General features: G+C 58.0%; 11 protein-coding genes and 2 pseudogenes. 9 read left to right on the top strand and 4 right to left on the bottom strand.

Translation table 11 applies throughout. The annotated features are described in order from the left end of the window. Positions 1 to 42: 42 nt before the first annotated feature. The 6 genes and pseudogenes from ACN6KF_RS29075 to ACN6KF_RS29050 all read left to right on the top strand — a co-directional run bounded on the left by ACN6KF_RS29075 (position 43) and on the right by ACN6KF_RS29050 (position 6,225). A complete protein-coding gene (locus ACN6KF_RS29075) occupies positions 43 to 1,191 on the top strand; it encodes a porin (RefSeq protein WP_434960365.1) in 1,149 nt (382 codons plus the stop codon). A gap of 138 nt (positions 1,192 to 1,329) precedes the next feature. Next, complete coding sequence (locus ACN6KF_RS29070) at positions 1,330 to 2,505, top strand: serine hydrolase domain-containing protein (protein WP_434960364.1); 1,176 nt, start codon at positions 1,330 to 1,332, stop codon at positions 2,503 to 2,505. A gap of 145 nt (positions 2,506 to 2,650) precedes the next feature. Beyond that, positions 2,651 to 3,718 (top strand): dipeptidase, encoded by a 1,068-nt coding sequence (locus ACN6KF_RS29065; protein WP_434960363.1) that lies wholly within the window; start codon positions 2,651 to 2,653, stop codon positions 3,716 to 3,718. A gap of 42 nt (positions 3,719 to 3,760) precedes the next feature. Then, positions 3,761 to 4,096 (top strand): annotated as a pseudogene (locus tag ACN6KF_RS29060) (IS6 family transposase); the annotation flags it as partial. Between the two features lie 170 nt (positions 4,097 to 4,266). Further along, on the top strand, positions 4,267 to 5,475 hold the full coding sequence (locus tag ACN6KF_RS29055) for a transporter substrate-binding domain-containing protein (RefSeq protein WP_434961335.1): 1,209 nt from the start codon (positions 4,267 to 4,269) through the stop codon (positions 5,473 to 5,475). Between the two features lie 123 nt (positions 5,476 to 5,598). Next, positions 5,599 to 6,225: an ANTAR domain-containing response regulator gene (locus ACN6KF_RS29050; RefSeq protein ID WP_434960362.1), complete on the top strand. Its 627-nt coding sequence runs from the start codon at positions 5,599 to 5,601 to the stop codon at positions 6,223 to 6,225. A 56-nt stretch (positions 6,226 to 6,281) separates the two neighbouring features. Here ACN6KF_RS29050 and ACN6KF_RS29045 read toward each other — a convergent pair whose 3' ends face one another. The 3 genes from ACN6KF_RS29045 to ACN6KF_RS29035 form a co-directional block, all read right to left on the bottom strand. Beyond that, positions 6,282 to 7,925, bottom strand: a complete 1,644-nt coding sequence (locus ACN6KF_RS29045) for a purine-cytosine permease family protein (RefSeq protein ID WP_434960361.1) — start codon at positions 7,923 to 7,925, stop codon at positions 6,282 to 6,284. Between the two features lie 333 nt (positions 7,926 to 8,258). Further along, entirely contained in the window at positions 8,259 to 10,343 is a 2,085-nt protein-coding gene (locus tag ACN6KF_RS29040) for a hydantoinase B/oxoprolinase family protein (RefSeq protein WP_434960360.1), read from the bottom strand. A 38-nt stretch (positions 10,344 to 10,381) separates the two neighbouring features. After that, positions 10,382 to 12,454, bottom strand: coding sequence for a hydantoinase/oxoprolinase family protein (locus ACN6KF_RS29035; RefSeq protein WP_434960359.1), 2,073 nt, complete (start codon positions 12,452 to 12,454; stop codon positions 10,382 to 10,384). Between the two features lie 380 nt (positions 12,455 to 12,834). Between ACN6KF_RS29035 and ACN6KF_RS29030 the strand changes: the two are divergent. Both ACN6KF_RS29030 and ACN6KF_RS29025 read left to right on the top strand, forming a co-directional pair. After that, a pseudogene (locus tag ACN6KF_RS29030) lies at positions 12,835 to 13,059 on the top strand (IS6 family transposase); the annotation flags it as partial. Positions 13,060 to 13,279: 220 nt separating this feature from the next. After that, positions 13,280 to 14,596, top strand: coding sequence for an NRAMP family divalent metal transporter (locus ACN6KF_RS29025; protein ID WP_434960358.1), 1,317 nt, complete (start codon positions 13,280 to 13,282; stop codon positions 14,594 to 14,596). Between the two features lie 356 nt (positions 14,597 to 14,952). Here the strand turns inward: ACN6KF_RS29025 and ACN6KF_RS29020 are convergent, their stop codons facing one another. Further along, on the bottom strand, positions 14,953 to 15,834 hold the full coding sequence (locus ACN6KF_RS29020) for a hypothetical protein (RefSeq protein ID WP_434960357.1): 882 nt from the start codon (positions 15,832 to 15,834) through the stop codon (positions 14,953 to 14,955). Positions 15,835 to 16,381: 547 nt separating this feature from the next. Here ACN6KF_RS29020 and ACN6KF_RS29015 point away from each other — a divergent pair. Then, on the top strand, positions 16,382 to 16,627 hold the full coding sequence (locus ACN6KF_RS29015; protein ID WP_434960356.1) for a hypothetical protein: 246 nt from the start codon (positions 16,382 to 16,384) through the stop codon (positions 16,625 to 16,627). Positions 16,628 to 16,692 lie beyond the last annotated feature (65 nt).

Below are 16,692 nucleotides of genomic sequence, written 5' to 3'. Positions count from 1 at the left end.
CTTAGACCAGGCTTGGTTCTGGGGACGTTGAGTGCTGTCTTTTTGCAAGGGTCAGATGCGTACGCCGAAAGCCTCTCGGCATGCCGCGACTATGGCGAGGGCTTCTTCCTGCTTCCCGGCACCGATACCTGTCTGCAGATCGCAGGCGAGGTGCGGGCCGACTATCTCTTGCGTGGTGGCACCGCCTTTGCCAGGGACGCCGACAGAACCGAGTTCAGGAGCCGGGCGACCCTCGATTTCGACGCCAGGACGAAGACCGAATGGGGCACGCTGCGCTCCTTCATCACCATCTACGGCTATGGCGGCGCCCAACATGCCAAGGACGGCAGCAGCACCGTTCTCGACACCGCATTCATTCAATTCGCCGGCCTGACCGCGGGCTACGCCCACTCGGTGTTCGGCATGTATGATGACTTCTATTCCAGCACGATGTTCGCCGACTATTTCGGCGAACAGGACGTCGTCAATCTCCTGGCCTACAAGGCGACATTCGGTGACGGGGTGACGGGCACGATCGCGCTCGAACACGGCGAGAACCGGCAGGAAGCCATTCTGCGCTTCGAGGAGACCGATAAGGCCGAGGGCATTGGGCATCAACGCCTGCCCGATCTCGTCGCCAATCTGCGCCTCGACAAGGGTTGGGGAGCAGCCATGCTCTCGGCCGCCCTGCATGAAAACCATGCCAGCCGCCAGAGCACGAAATCGACCCTGGGCTATGCCCTCGGTGCTTCGCTCAGCCTCAACGTTCCGGCCACGGCCGGCGGTTATGTCGTCACGGAGGTGACCTATGCCAAGGGCGCCTCGCGCTACACCACGGGCGGCATCGGCATGCTGCGCGACTCCATCGGCGCCGCGCCCGACGCCTATGTCGATGATGACGGGCTCCTGACGAATGTGGCATCCTGGGCGGTCAGCGGCGAGATCGGCATGAATCTGACGCCCAAGCTGACAGGCGCCGTGTTCGGCAGCTATCTCAATGTCGGCCGGACCGCTATCGACACCACCGGCTTTGGCGAATACCGGGCCGGCTGGCTCGGCACCAATCTCAAATATTCGCTGTCCAAAGATGTGCGGTTCAGCGGCGAATTTGCCTGGAGCCGGGAGACAATTCCGGCCTCCCTCGCGGATAACCGGGCCGGCCGCAGCCTCGACAGCTGGCTTGCCGGCATGCGCATCTCCCGCATCTTCTGACCGGAACCAGCCATGGCCCGCGGCTACGGCGCCGCCGACGCAGCCGTCATCCCGCGAGCCTTGAAGCCTGAATCACTTCCTCAAGTTCCAGCACCCAGACCTAATCAGCGGCAAAGCCGCCAGACAGGAGTATCGACCATGATCTCGACGCGACGTTCATTGCTCAAGATGGGATTGGCCGGGCTTCTCATCCCCCAGGGATATCTTGCCCTGGCCGATGACAAGCCGAACAAGTCATTCGATGCCTGGCGCCTCGATTTCGAAGCAAGCATTCCCGCACGCATGAAGGCCGCCAATGTTTCGGGAGTGGCCGTGGCGATAACCGCCAGGGGTCATTCGACACGCTATAAGGCAGCCTTCGGCTTTGCTGATCTGAAGCAGGACCGCAAGCTTACCGTCGACACGCCCCTCCATCTCGCCTCGGTCAGCAAACTGGTCACCGCCTCGGCCCTGGTCCAGCTGTTCGAGCGCCGCGGCTACAATCTGGACCATGATGTCAACAAGTTCATCGATTTCCCGGTGAGGAACCCTAATCATCCCAATTTGCCGATCACACCGCGCCAGCTCCTCACCCACACATCCAGCATCTCGGATGAGGGCTATGAGGATTTCTCCAGCGAGGGAGATCCGACGCAAAGCCTGTCGAGCTTCCTCAAGGATTATCTTGTGGAGGGGGGGCGGGCTTATTCGCCGGACAAGTCGTTCCTCAAAGCCAAACCTGGCAGGAAATGGGACTACTCTAACATCGCCATCGCCTTGGTCGGCTATGTCGTCGAGCATGTCAGCAAGCGGAGCTTTTTTTCTTATACCGAGGCCAACATCTTCGAACCACTCGGCATTCGCAACGCTCATTGGTATCTGAAGGAATTCAAGCCGGACATGCTGGCCAAGCCTTACAAGTTCGAGAACAATGCCTTCGTCGAACTGCCGCAGGAAGGCTATCCAGACGTCCCCGCCGGCATGCTGCGCTGTTCGGTGGCTGATCTTGCCACCATCCTGCATGCCATGCTCGGTGGAAAAACCGATGGGCACCTGATCTTATCCCCGCGTGCCGTCTCAGCCATGTTGCGCCGCCAGGTCGATCCGAAGATCACACCCTATCAAGGGCTGGGCTGGGTCTCGGAGGAGATCGACGGGCACTCCTTCGTCGGCCATTCCGGCCGCGATACCGGCGCGACGAACATGGTGGCGCTGAGCAAGGATCGCAGCCATGCCGTCGCGGTGCTGATGAACATCGACAAGGCAGACGCGAACGACAAATTCAGGAGTTCCGTGACCGAAGATCTCCTCGCTGGCGCGAAGCTTTCGGGATGAGCTTTTCGCGGGATTCAGGACAGGAATGGATCGGAGGCCAGTTGCCGGGACAGCTTCGCCTTCGAAAGAACTGCGATTCATCGAAACGCCTTTTCTCCGTCGAAGACGCATCAATTTTCGAAGAAATGCATCACACGGATCGATCATGACCCAAAACAATCTCGTCACCGTCTTCGACGGTCATAACGACACGCTGCTTAATCTCTATCACGCGCCGGAGCCCGATAAGGTGCGGATCTTTTCACAAGGCGCACCGGCAGATTGGCATATCGACCTGCCACGCGCCCGCAAAGGCGGCCTTGCCGGTGGCATGTTCGCGATCTTCGCCCCGCCGCAGGAGGAAGGCGCGGCCAAGGCCGGAGCGGCCATCCCGATCCCCAGCAATGACGAGCCTCTACCACCACCCCTGCCGATGGAGGAGGCGCGCATCGCTACCCTCGGCATGGCCTCGATCCTGTTCAGGTTGGAGCGTGCCGGGCTCCTGAGCGTGTGTCGCAACGCAGCGGACATCCGCAACGCCATGTCGCAAGACACCCTCGCCGCCATCTTCCACATCGAGGGTGCTGAAGCGATCGATCCCGATTTTGCCATGCTGGACGTGTTGCACGCCACCGGCCTGCGCTCGCTTGGCCTGGTCTGGAGCCGGCCGAACATCTTCGGCCATGGCGTGCCATTCCGATATCCATCCTCGCCAGATACCGGCCCGGGCCTTACCGACGCCGGCAAAGCCCTGGTCAAGGCCTGCAATCAGCTGAGGATTATGATCGACTTGTCGCATCTTAACGAAAAGGGCTTCCGCGATGTTGCCGCCCTTAGCGATGCCCCGCTGGTGGCAACCCACTCCAATGCGCATTCCATCTGCCCGCATGCGCGCAACCTCACCGACTGGCAACTCGGCGCCATCCGCGAGACGCATGGCATGGTGGGCCTGAACTACGCCACGAGCTTCCTCAATCCCGGGGGACCAACCGCCGAAGGTGCTGATCTCGAGATGATGCTGCGCCATATCGACACTTTGCTCGACAAGGTGGGCGAGGACGGCGTCGGCCTGGGCTCGGATTTCGACGGAGCGCCCATTCCACCCGAGATCGGCGACGCATCGGGGCTTCCACGGCTGATCGAAGCCTTCCGCCAGCACGGCTATGGAGAGGAGCTGATCGCGAAGATCGCTTGGAAGAACTGGGTTGGCATATTGGAGCGGACGATTGGCTGAACGCTGAGGCTCAGCATCGGCACTGGTACGTTGCCTAAATTTGAGGGCAGCCAGACAAAACGGGAAGCCATTACGACCTCTGACAGCGAAGCCGTCTGCTGGATCGTTCCCACCGCCGGTTGAAACCAATCCGCATCCGCCAGAGCCAATATCCGAGCAACCCCATCCAGCAGGATCATCGGCGCGTCAAGCGCGGCCATGCTCGGGTTCAAGTCAACCATCTGCGCGGCGATAATCGTGCCCTGTATCGAGATGATTCACACGAAGCGCCAACGACAGGCCAGATATGCCTATAACCCAACATCCGCGCTTTGCGAGCAGTTCGAAATCCTCGCCGCCGCATCGACAGGGCAATCGACTTTTACGTCAATACTTTGAGTTTGCGACAGAACCCTTTTGCACGAGCGATGGTTTCATGAGCGTCCGCACTCAGCTTTAATAAGCCAATCCTGAACAAGCCATTGACCGACTAGATTAGCTCATCTAGCGTTTGAGATCGCCTACGACGATAGTGCTGCTTGAAAGGCAGGTTGCCCCATTTTCGTGCGATGGAGTCTTACACAATAATGACAAGGGATCGACCAGTTCATATTGGGGTATTATTCTCGAAAACGGGTTGGACCGCGGCAACTGAGCGCAGCATGCTGTCCGCCACCAAATTCGCCATTGATGAAATCAATGAAGCCGGGGGAATAAACGGGCGCCCGCTCGTTCCTATCTATGGCGACCCGGAGGGAAAGCCATCAGCATATCAGGATATGGCGCGCGAACTTCTGTCGGAAAGGAAGACAAGCATTATCCTCGGATGCTACACTTCCAGCCAGCGTAAGGCGGTCTTAAGTGTTTTAGACAAAGAACATGGATTGTTGTGCTATCCAGCACAATATGAAGGCTTTGAATATTCAAGAAATATCGTATATTTTGGCGCCGTCCCTAATCAAAATAGCTTTTTCCTGGGATCATATCTTTTAGAAAACTTCACGCCGAGACTATACATCGTCGGATCGGATTATGTGTGGCCTCGTGAGTCCGGGCGGATAATGGCCGATCTTATCAGTTCGTGTGACGGCGAGATCGTTGGCCAACGCTACCTTCGAGAAGAAGCGCCATTTGAAGAATTCGACGCCCTAATCAAGGATATGAAAAACCGCAAACCGGATATCGTATTCAACAATTTCGTCGGCCACTCGAACGTGAAATTCTACAAGGCCTATGCCGACAATGGCCTCGACGCGTATCAGATGCCCGTGGCGAGCTTGACGACCAGTGAAACCGACATCCGGGAGATCGGGGTAGGCTCGGCATCTGGCCATATTACGGCTGCCACATATTTCCAGTCACAAACCAATCTGGCAAATCGATCGTGTCTCGAGCGATATCAGGCCGCGCACGGCGAACCGCCAAATGCGAATATGGGCTGGGAGGCCGCATACACTCAAGCGCATGTGGTCGCGCAGGCAATGCGGCGATGCGATTCAGACAACGTCAATCTCGTGCGTGCGCAAATTCTTGGTACGACCTTCGATGCGCCGCAGGGCGTAATCACGATCGACCCGCTGAATTCTCACGCACATGTCTGGCCAAAGATCGGAGTCGTGCGAGACGATGGGCAGTTCGAGATCGTTGCCGAAACCAGCCACGCCGTCTCCCCGGACCCCTATCGGACCGCTTATTTTCTGGATGACGAGGACGGACCAGTGCAGACCACCGACCTACCGAAAACGCTTCGAGCTGACTCCTTCGGCACTCAGGAGTGATCCAGTGATGCCTGGGGGGCCTCAAGCGCTTGGACAGGCGGGCCGCTCTCGACAAACAGGTGCCGATGGGAGAGTCTGATCATGCGGGGTTCCCATTCTTCCAGTGGCAAGGAGAGGGATCAGATGCTTCTGGTCAAGGACTTGCGATCTTTGCGTGTCCTGCTCGTCCAGCCCAAGAATACCGAGGGCGCGGCTCTCCGGTCCCACCTGATGCGGATCGGCTGTCACGTCGAAGAAATCTGGCCCCCGCCGGGTGCCTTCAAGAACATCGATATCGTTTTCGCGATGTTCGATCAGATCATAGAACATAAACTGACGTTTGAATGGCAGGCTGACGACCCTCCCGCAGTCTTGATCGGGGTTATCGATTATGAAAACCCGCTTGCGATCGACAGATTGCTGCGAATGCAAGCGAATGCTGTCATCGGATTGCCGATCCGACCCTTCGGAATTCTCACCAATCTCCTGGTGACGGTCAATAACTTCCGGCGCGAAAAGCGGCTTTGCGCAAACCTGCAACGCATGCAGGCCAAGCTCGAAACCTGCCGTACCATTGAGCGTGCCAAGCTTGCGATGATGCTTACAAACAGTCGCTCGGAACATGAAGCCTATGGCAGGCTGCGGAACCTGGCGATGAGGCGGCGAACCACGGTGGAGGTCGTTTCCGGCGAGATTTTGAACGCACTCGACTGGTGCGACGAGGACGAACAGGCGAGCCTCAAAGAATGGTGCGATCGTGAATTTCCGTAAGGGATAGGTGGTCATGCAAGGCGGGCTGCACCGAAGGCGCAGCCCGCAATCGTAACTTACGTCACCGAGCTGCGTTGAGGGTCGAGCATGACAGGCTCGCAGCGTCCGGCATATGTTCTTGCCTCTGCCCGAGCCGCCAGCAGGAATTCGCGGCGGTCAGATGCACATGCAAGGCAAATCGGCTCATGACGGAATGAGGGGTCGCGATCCATTTCGTGGGCGATATAGGCTTGCGCACAATGACTACAGCGGATCCTAGCGGTCCATGGATCGTCGACTTCGCTCCGTGGGTCGTGAGGCCGGCTCACGATATACCAGTTCGCGCGCGCTATCCCCAGTGACGCCGCATAGATGACGACGGCTATAGCCAGGGTGATCGGCGGTGCCCAGATGCCACCAAAGCTGCCGCCAAACACCAGCAGAAGACAGCCGACGGCCGATGCGACGACCCAGGCTCCAAGTCCGCCCGGATTAACCAGCGGAACTCGACCGGGACGAAACTCAAGCATGTCAGCCCTGATCCCGCGTCGATAGCACCAGCCGATATGGGTAATGGCGACACCGACCCAGGCGACGATGATCACGCCCTGGAACTGGAGCGTCTGCAGAAGGTAGCCGAAGACATTCGTGAGCATCACAAGGAAGATCACGACCGACATGATCGCCACCCACATGGTACGGGGCAATGAAATCTTGAACGCCCGTGCAAAGAAGTTCTGCATATTCGTGGACGAAAGATAGAAGTTGATCGTGTTGATCCTCGTCTGGCTGACCCAGACCAGAAGCACTCCGAATGGCCCCATCAGTGCCACGATGCCGATGATCGCTGAAGTCTCCGACAACGGCCCCACGATCGGAATGGTTTGAGCGATGAAGATCCCGACCGCGCCGTTGATCAGCAATGTGACGACATAGAAGGGAATGCCAAAGCTCGTGCTACCGTTGGCGGCGGCATCCTCCTTGCGGCCGAAGCGGGCCACATCCCATGTCATCATCACGACGACCCACACGCCCATATAGACCGTGAAGGCGAACCACCAACCGGGGACACCCATGTCAGCGCTTCTTACCGGAAGATGGGTTAGCCAGTTATTTGAATAACCGTGCGTAACAATTGCCCAAATCACACAGGCGATAAGCCCAACGACATATAAAGGAAGTAGAACCCCGTTGATCCGATCGAGCCAGGTGCGTATGCCACGCATAACCAAGGGGGCGCTATAACAGCAGACGATGAAATACCACAGGCTCATCGGTCCGCCGAAATAGTCCTGGAGAGCGATCGCGACGATCGTGCCCTCGGCAATAGCGTAGTAGGTAATCGTCACGCCAAACAGCAGTGCAGCGAAAGTCGCGCCTACCTGTCCGAAAACCGCTCGGGAAAACAGCGCCACATTCGTTCCGCTTCGTGCCGCAAAGCGAGCGGCGACGTTGCACAGGACCCCATAAACCACAGTCGATAACGCGATACCGATCAGCGTATCGATCGTGCCGACGGACAGGGCAACGGTACTCCCGACGACGACCCAGAACATGGCGCTCATCAGGCCGAACCAAGCCATCGCGAGTGAAAAACGCGAGCTTCGCCAGGTCGGCGGCACGATATGCAAAGAGAAGTCTTCGGCAGCTGCCTGGCGCAAGACTCCAGGTTCGTCCTGATAGATGATATCCGGTTTTGGAATGCTACTGGCTGTATCCATGGTGTCCCCTCCTGTGGTCGCGGTCGTACCAATGTCAGCTGGGCAGCCAGGTTTCAGTGGCCCGTCCGCAGGATGTGAAATGCCAACCGTCTTTTGTCGCAGATGGCTATTTGCCTACACGTGAGAACCGCCTTGAACAGGTTCATGCGCGACTGTGCTCTCGCCCAGGAGGCGAACGGAGGAGAGCCAGCATTATCGAGAATATGCGCATTGCCCTGAACGTGATGGCATTGGCGTTCCTGGCCAATCCATCACCGTTTCCAGCCGCCTCGCCTAGCGGCACTCGTGGGGAGGCGGTGCGTTCGTGCGCTCCGCCTCCCGTGCCCAGCCACCTTAGGCGGCCCGAGATCTTTGGGTTGCTTCCTTGCCTAGGACTGCCAGCGTCTTGCCCCAATAGGGCACGGCCCTGCGCTTAAGCATCTGACGAAATTGATTGGTCGTATTGGGCAGAAGCGTGCCATCCCCCCAATCGAGGATAACGCCGTATTGCCGGATACAATCCATCTCGTTGAGCTTTCCGGCGCGATAATCTGCGGCTACCCTCTCTGCATCTTCATCGAGCCAGCCCAGGCGAGCCGCAGCGATGTGCTGGCGCTCCCTCTCTGTTGCCTCGACGTCGACCTCGTACTGAGCCAGATCGCGGTCGATCACCCTGATGACAACGCCGTAGTCAATTCTTGCCCGCTCAATACTGACATATTCGTCAGCCACGTCCTCGCGGACAAGCCGCGGGTCGCGTAGCAGGGGATCGCCGACGCCTCCGCCGCCGGCGGATGGACGCGTGAACACGTCATCCAGCTCAATCGGCAGATTCGAGAAGATGGAGCCGAGATAGCGCTCCTTCTCCGTCCCTTTGTTAAGCCACACACCGTGTGGGATCGAGGGCAGACCGCCCCACATACCCCATGTGACAGAGCGCTCGCGATCGCAGCAATAGGACACCACGATGCGCTCACCTTCAAAGACGGAGCCGCCCTTCTCGGCACCGAGTCCCCCTCGGGACTCCCCAGGTCCGGCCGAGTCCTGAACGAAATCGTGGCATTTCGTCAGCACGGGGGCGAGGCGCTCCTGGCCTTCGAGTGGCTGAATGCCATATTGCGCGCCGAACACCGGGGCGGTGGCATTGAAGCCATCACGACCGTTGCGGCCGCCCCAACCGCCTGCCATCCAATCATACCACATGAAATAAGGACGCCCCTTGATCCTGGTGTCACGCCCTCCGACCAGCAGATATTCGAGATTGAAGGCGCAACCCATGGTCCGTTCGGGCAGGATTTCGGCCCAAAGGCCGAACACCGAGTTCATGAGCTTTTCGAACGGACCCGAACAGAAGCCGGCGCAAGGGCTCGGCCAATCGGCGTTCACAACGGTTCCCGGCTCTCCCACATTTACGGTTACCGCCCGGTAGAGGCCGGAGTTCAGTGGTAGATCCGGGAACTGATACTTAGTTCCCGCTACGATGCCTGCGAACGAGCCTCCATAGGCCGCATTCAGGAATGTGGAAATTTGCGGATGCGATCCCGACAGATCGTAATGGGCGTGATTGCCATCGATCGTGAACTTGATCTTGATCGGGATCAGGCCCTCCTCGAGCTTGGGATCTTGGTCAATATAGTCTTCAGCGTACCAAGTGCCGTCCGGCAATTCGGCAAGACGCGCGCGCATGAGTACTTCAACATAGTCTTGCACTTCCTGAAACGCGGTCTTGATGGTCTCGGCGCCGTATTTGTCGCAAAGCCGGACGATCTCACGCTCGGCTACGGCGGTCGCCTCGGCCTGCGCCTGCATGTCACCGATGACATCGCCGGGATTGCGCGTATTGGCAGCGATCATGCGGGCCACGTCTTCGAGCCAGACCCCCTTGCTCCAAACCCGCACCGGCGTGATGCGTAGCCCTTCGCCCATGTGGTCGAGCGCATTGATGTTGAAGGACCCGGGTGCCGCTCCCCCCATATCAGCCCAGTGCCCGTTCGCCTGCGAGTATCCGATCAACTCGCCCTTGTAGAACATGGGGCGCAGGATCCGCGTGTCGTTGAAGTGACTGCCGCCCCGGAAGGGGTCGTTGATGATGAAGACGTCGCCCGGGTGGATATCGTCGCCGAACGCCTCGATCACCGCCTTGCACGTATAGTGGAGTGTTCCCACATGCGCGGCGATGTCGCCCGTTCCCTGCATCACCAGGTTACCCTGGGGATCGCTCAACCCCGACGAGAAATCGCGGCAGTAAATCACGAATGAATAGCAGGTTCTCAGCAACTGCTCGGCCATCTGATCGACGATGTTGACGAAGGCGTTGCGTAGAACTTCGAACGTGATCGGGTCGAGTGTGGTCTTGAATACCGTCTTTCGGTCCGCGGGAAGTGGCGGATGCTGAATGCCTTTGTCGGACAGCCCCGCATATTTGCTCAAGTTGCTCATGCTGTTCTTCCTCTCCATGTTCCTATGCCAGGCGTCGCTTAGGCGGCGTCGAGCTTGATCTGGATATTGAGCCACTCGTCGATATGGGCGACGCAGTCGGGGGGGATGACGGTGGTCGAGTCGAGCTGATCGATGATGGCAGGTCCCTTGATGGTGACACCTGCCGCCAAATGATCACGATCATAGAGGTTCGTGGTCATTGCCTGGGGCTGGCCGTGGAACCAGACCTCGCGCGTTCCCTTGGGTGTCGCCTTTGCGCCCTTGTCGATCTTGACTTTCGGGAAGGACGGTTTGGGCGTGACGCCGATCGCGCGAACGGTCAAACGATAGATCTCGACCGGAAAATCCTCACGGCGGAAGTTGTGGGCTTTCTCATATTCACTGTGGAAGATTGCGATCGCTTCTTTCATTGATTTGATCTGGCCGGGAACCGGCACCGCCAGCGAACGCCACTGGCCACGATAGCGCATGTCGACCAGACGCTGGAACGTCATGTCCTTTTCGTCGACACCATCGGTTTCCAGCCGTGCGCGCCCTTCGGCTTCGATCTCCTTGAACGCCGCCTCGATGTCGGCCGGATCGGCCTCGACGGCATCCTTGAAGAACATGCGGGTGACGTCGTGCTGGACATCGACAAGCATGCACCCGACCGCGGAGGTCACGCCAGGGTTTGGCGGAACCACCACCACTGGAATGTTGAGCTCGCGAGCAATATCCACGCCGTGCAAGGGGCCGGCGCCTCCAAAAGCCACCAGTGCGAAATCACGAGGATCATGGCCCCGGGCAATGGAGATCAGGCGAACTGCATCTGCCATATTGGCATTTGCGACCCGGAGCGTCGCGAGCGAGGCCTCTATCACATTGAGCTCGAGCGGCTCGGCGATCTTTTTCATCACCTCGAGTGCGGCATCGCGATCGAGCTTCATGCTGCCGCCGGCCAACTCGGTGCCGACGCGCCCCAGAATGATATTCGCATCGGTGTTGGTCGGTTCGGTCCCCCCGGCCTTATAGCAGGCGGGACCAGGCACGGAGCCGGCCGATTGTGGGCCGTTGCGCAGCGACCCCGCCTTGTCAAGCCAGGAGAGCGAGCCGCCGCCCGCGCCAATGGTGAGAACCTCGACCGAGGGGAAACAGATCGGGTGGCCCCAATCGACCTCCCATTTGTCGGTCATTCGCAAATGTCCGTCTGCCGCGAGCGAAATATCGGCCGATGTTCCACCCATATCCAGGCCGATTGCATTCTTGTAACCGCACAGGCCGGCGAAATGCCTGCTTGCAATCGCACCCGCCGCGATGCCTGAAGCCGCAAGGCGGGCGGCGTATTTCTCCGCCGTCGCCGGCGTAATCACCCCACCACCCGAATGCAGGAGCAGCACGTCGGCTTCGTAACCGGCTTCGGTCGTTCTGCGATCTATGTCACGCGCATAGGGTCGGATGATCGGCGCCAATATTGTATTGGCGACTGTCGTCGAAAACCGGTCGTCCTCAAAGATCTCTGGGTGAGTTTCGTGCGAAGTCGTGATTGCGACGTCCGGCCCAAGCTCCTCAGCAAGTATTTCGGCCATTCGCAGTTCGTGAGCACCGTTGACATAGGCGTTGATGAAACATATCGCGACCGCGGTCACTTCCCGCTTGCGCAGGATGCGCGCTACTTCGCGAGCCTCGGCCTCGTTGAATGGCTCAATGACCTCGCCGCGATAGTTGATGCGCTCGGTAACGGCGAAACGGTCGCGCCGCCGAACATAGGGTGGGGTGCCTTCCTTATATGCATCCCAGGGGTCTTCTCTGGTACCGCGCCCGATTTCGAGAACGTCTCGAAAGCCCTTGGTCGTCACCATGGCTGCGGGCTTGAAATTGCGTGTTATCAGCGCGTTTGTCGCGATCGTCGTCCCGTGGGTAAACAGTTCCACGTCATGCCAATCAATCCGAGCCGCCGCTGCCCCGTTCATGACAGCGTCAATTGGATTGGCCGTGCTCGGCACCTTTGCAACGGTTTGATTGCCGTTGGAGTCAAGAATGAAAACGTCGGTGAATGTTCCTCCGACGTCTATGGCAACTCGAACACGCGATCCCTTGGACGCATAGCCGCTCAGTCTTCCGTCTATATTCATAGGCGGATTCCTCCCGATTTATGTTGGACAGTGTGAGGCGGACAGCACAACTCGCGTCGTGCAGTACGATTGTCTTTTATGTTTGGGGGAATGGTCACGCACAGTACATGTTGCGCAGCGCGCAATGTGCCGTGACCGCGTTCTCTGTTGAACGTAACTGGTAGCATACGCATAAAATACTCAATTCGCCAAACATTTTTTTCATAGGCAATTGGCCAGCGCGTCAGGACTTCCCAACGCGGATATGCTTTCGGCCACGATGGGGAATTGCTTCTAAGAGGCGGTCAATCGGGCGGCAGGCGCGGTTCAGGCGGCTTGTCGCCAGCCGAATGGCAATCTATGTCCGGCAATGAAGCCCTCCGATTTTCGAGGGGCTTGCGATGTTCAGAGGGCGCCATTTCGACCGCTCGGTAATCCTGCTTTGCGAGTGCTGGTACCTGGCTTACGGCCTGAGCCTGCGCGACTTGAAAGAGATGGTGGCGGAACGCGGCATCACCGTCGATCACTCGACGATCCATCGCTGGGCCCTTCACCTCTCGCCGTTGCTTCCGAAACGCTTCAACCGGCGCAAACGAGCCGTGACCGGCAAGTGGCACATGGACGAGCCGAAGGCCAGCGCGGGCCGTTACACCATCGACCACAAGACGATGCCAGCACGCATCGCCTCGCGCGCCTCAAACATCACGCGAGTGGAGTTGTTCCTAAATTATGGCCGCGGGCAGATCTCGCGGTCCGGCATCCTCCGGGAACCGATTTACGCAGAAACTGTTCCTGTGCAGCCTCAAGAGTGGGCAAACAAAAACACCTTTCCAGCAAGGCGGGGAAATGACCGAACGAGACGATGACCACAAGACGAGGGCGGAACGCAGCCCGGCCGGAGAATCCAGCAAGCCTCGAATATTGAGCGTACTAGGACCAGGCTTGATCACAGGCGCCTCCGATGACGACCCAAGCGGTATTGCCACTTATTCGCAGGTAGGCGCGCAATTTGCCTATAGCGCGAGCTGGACACTGATATTTTCTTATCCGCTCATGAGCGCGATCCAAATGATCAGTGCCCGCCTCGGGAGAACCACAGGGCGAGGAATAGCTGGTAACTTGCGTAAGTATTATCCTAACTGGCTGGTCTATTCAGCTATCTTCCTACTGATTGTCGCGAATGTCATCAATATCGGGGCTGATATTGGCGCAATGGGAGACGCCATTAAACTCATCGTAGGCGGCCCCACCCTGATCTATATCATCATCCTCGGCATCGGATGCGCCGTCGCCCAAGTGTTTCTTCAATATAAGCAGTATGTTCGTCTCCTTAAGTGGCTCAGTTTGGCACTGTTGGCGTATGTCGCCACGCTTCTCATCGTGAAGATCGATTGGGCCACGTTAGCGTCCGGTCTTTTCATTCCACATATCGAATTTACCGCTGACTATCTCACCGCGGTCGTGGCGATTTTCGGGACAACCATCAGTCCATACCTTTTCTTCTGGCAAGCCTCACAGGAGGTTGAGGATTTGAAGGAAAAACCCGGGCGCGAGCCACTGAAGGACTGCCCGGAACAAGCAGAAGACGCCGAGCAGCGGATTGAACTGGACACCTTGGTTGGCATGGGCGTCTCAAATTTCATCGCACTGTCCATCATGGTCACGGCGGCAGCAACGCTGAACACTCACCATGTCACCAACATCGAAAGTTCGGCCCAGGCAGCTGAAGCATTGGAGCCTGTAGCGGGGAAGTTTGCCGAACTGTTATTCGTTGTCGGCATTGTCGGAACGGGCCTGCTGGCTGTTCCAGTGCTTGCCGGATCGGCCGCTTATGGCCTCGGCGAAGCCCTGCGTTGGCCCACCGGACTGGCTCGCAAGCCCAAGGACGCGAAAGCGTTCTATGGAACAATAGCTATCGCAACCATGCTTGGCGTAGCCTTGAACTTCACGCCGATTAATCCGATCCAAGCGCTGTTTTGGAGTGCTGTCGTGAATGGAGTCGTAGCGGTCCCCATTATGGTCATCATGATGCTGATGTCGACGAACAAGAAGATCATGGGCGATGAGACCATTGGCGGCTGGTTGATCGGCCTGGGTTGGCTCTCGACGGCAGTTATGGCTCTTTGCGCGATCGGAATGGGCGTATCGGTTTTCCTAGGATAATCATCTGGAACCATGGTCGATACGAGAAACCTGATCATCGCCTGGAACGGCGGCGGGCAACGGGCACATTTTTCGTGTTACCGCTGTTCAAGGCGATGGCATTGAGAAAAATTGAAAGCCTGCCGTAAAGACGCCATCAACGGTGGAAGGTGGCAGCATCTATCGGAACATCGTGGTGGGATTTTCACAAAAGTGCCCGACGCCAATTTTGACATCGGGCAGGTAGGAACGTTTGGAACCTGTCGGACAACGACCTGAGGCTCGGTTGCCAACTGTCTGGCTAAATGGTGCTTAGAGCTGGAAAAAGAAGCTGGACCAGCTCTCATTCATTCGCCTAGGTGGGGACTGGGGAAGCGTCAAATGGCAGGTAAATTGTCGCGAATTCGGCCGCCGACGGTTGCCATATAGGACGCCGACAGACCGCCTATCAGAAGCGCAACAAAAGCCCAAAGCGCGGTATAAACACCGGTCTTGCGCGCGACTTCCGCCGCAGCTTTTGCCTTCTCGGCTGTTTGTGTTGCAGCCTGCTTTGCCGCAGCCATAACACCATCAATCCTCTTTGTGGCATCGGATTGGCTGATGCCGGTCTGGCGCGCGATCAACTGGGCCGCGTAGTCTTTGTCGTCATTGCTCAACTGCCCGGCTGCCAGCGAGCGAGCTGCAATCCGACCGATCTCTGCCTTCGCCCCCGAATCGTTGCTCTGTGCTTGTTGCTGCGGCGATCGGAACAACACGTCCGTGAAGTATGCGTTCCATCCATTGCTCGGCGCTTCGTCAGCCGAGGAAGTCACGGCGCGGGTGGCCGCCGTTACAGCACTCGCTCCCACTTGCACGACACCCTGCCCTGCCCAGGAAAGAACCGTCCCTAACAACAATGCGGAAAACAACGTCCCGATAGCCCACACGAGCATGCCGTGGGCGGTGTCACGAAAAAAGACCTCGTCGGAATGGAGGCCGACCCATTGAGTCCGCAGCCGGCCCGCCAGATAGCCGCCCACCGCATACGAAAACAAAGGAACTGCTACCGACCAGGCGATAGCGAGCATGCCCACAGTCGTTGCTGAAGCACTGCTGTTCTGCCATGGCGAGATAAAGGCAAGGCCTATGCCCGTTCCGATGAGGATGAGTATCAACGAAAACACAGCGGCACTTGCCGCCCCAGCGAAAATCGCAGCCCAGGAAACCGCCGATGCGGACGCCTCGACCCCATCTTCGACGAGTACGCCGGTTTGAGCCATCACCAATCTCCCTAATGATAAAGCAGCGCGATCAAGATAATGATCGGGATCGGCACCCCGAGAAGCCAAAGTAAAATCCCACGGCCCATGACTTTTGCTCCCGTATGTTTGGCGCAAAGCTGCACCTGCGATTATCAAACTGAAGAAAAAGCTGGTTGTTCCGTTCAGGGCTCGGTGAGGGTGCATGCCATAGCACGGCCTCATATCGTTCCTGATCTCAGCGACACGCCGACACTGACGCAAGCGGCCATCAGGGAGAAGCTAATCTGGACAGAGGAGTCAACAGAAGCGTCTGGCTCTCGGCGTCTGGATCGCTATTCGGACCGCGGAAACACCGAATGGACCCGCTCAAGCATGATTGCGTTACAGAACAGCATGCACCTCCAAGACAGCCCGCCGGTGTAGGACACCGGCAACTCATTTTTGCAGCCACGGCGCAATTCGCCCCTGACTTGCTTGATCTCATGTAGAATAAACGCTTCAAGCGTATCGAGGCCGTAACCGAGTGCTCGAACTTGCGCTGATATGCTAGGACGGCGTTGCTTGCATGGCGAAGCTATCCCCCGCCCAGATCCGTGCGCTCGCTGCGCTGAAGGCGGGCATAGAAGTCAGGATGACTCCGGGAGGCGTGCCGATTGGTCCCATGCCCGAAGGAGTTCGATCGCAACGAACCTTTTGGCGCCTGCGCATTCTGGGATTCGTAGCTATCAAGCCCCGCCCGGCGGCCAATTATTGGGAGATCACGGAAGCCGGCGAAGCCGCGATACAGGAGATCGAGAAACTACAAAATTGATGTTGGCAGGTGCGATGGTAAGCCGAGCCGGTAATCCCGCCAATAATCATGTTTAGATCAACGCA

Source organism: Labrys methylaminiphilus subsp. lupini (genome assembly GCF_051161885.1).
In the GTDB taxonomy this organism is placed as follows: Bacteria; Pseudomonadota; Alphaproteobacteria; order Rhizobiales; family Labraceae; genus Labrys.
The sequence above is the reverse complement of the archived record's forward strand: the minus strand, read 5'-3'. Positions and strand labels throughout refer to the sequence as shown.

What these genes read in the sequence shown, in the direction of transcription:
- ACN6KF_RS29065 (WP_434960363.1), top strand. Translation starts at nt 2,651, where the DNA reads ATGACCCAAAACAATCTCGTCACCGTCTTCGACGGTCATAACGACACG.
- ACN6KF_RS29035 (WP_434960359.1), bottom strand. Translation starts at nt 12,454, where the DNA reads ATGAATATAGACGGAAGACTGAGCGGCTATGCGTCCAAGGGATCGCGT.
- ACN6KF_RS29025 (WP_434960358.1), top strand. Translation starts at nt 13,280, where the DNA reads ATGACCGAACGAGACGATGACCACAAGACGAGGGCGGAACGCAGCCCG.
- ACN6KF_RS29045 (WP_434960361.1), bottom strand. Translation starts at nt 7,925, where the DNA reads ATGGATACAGCCAGTAGCATTCCAAAACCGGATATCATCTATCAGGAC.
- ACN6KF_RS29040 (WP_434960360.1), bottom strand. Translation starts at nt 10,343, where the DNA reads ATGAGCAACTTGAGCAAATATGCGGGGCTGTCCGACAAAGGCATTCAG.
- ACN6KF_RS29050 (WP_434960362.1), top strand. Translation starts at nt 5,599, where the DNA reads ATGCTTCTGGTCAAGGACTTGCGATCTTTGCGTGTCCTGCTCGTCCAG.
- ACN6KF_RS29070 (WP_434960364.1), top strand. Translation starts at nt 1,330, where the DNA reads ATGATCTCGACGCGACGTTCATTGCTCAAGATGGGATTGGCCGGGCTT.
- ACN6KF_RS29055 (WP_434961335.1), top strand. Translation starts at nt 4,267, where the DNA reads ATGGAGTCTTACACAATAATGACAAGGGATCGACCAGTTCATATTGGG.
- ACN6KF_RS29015 (WP_434960356.1), top strand. Translation starts at nt 16,382, where the DNA reads ATGGCGAAGCTATCCCCCGCCCAGATCCGTGCGCTCGCTGCGCTGAAG.
- ACN6KF_RS29020 (WP_434960357.1), bottom strand. Translation starts at nt 15,834, where the DNA reads ATGGCTCAAACCGGCGTACTCGTCGAAGATGGGGTCGAGGCGTCCGCA.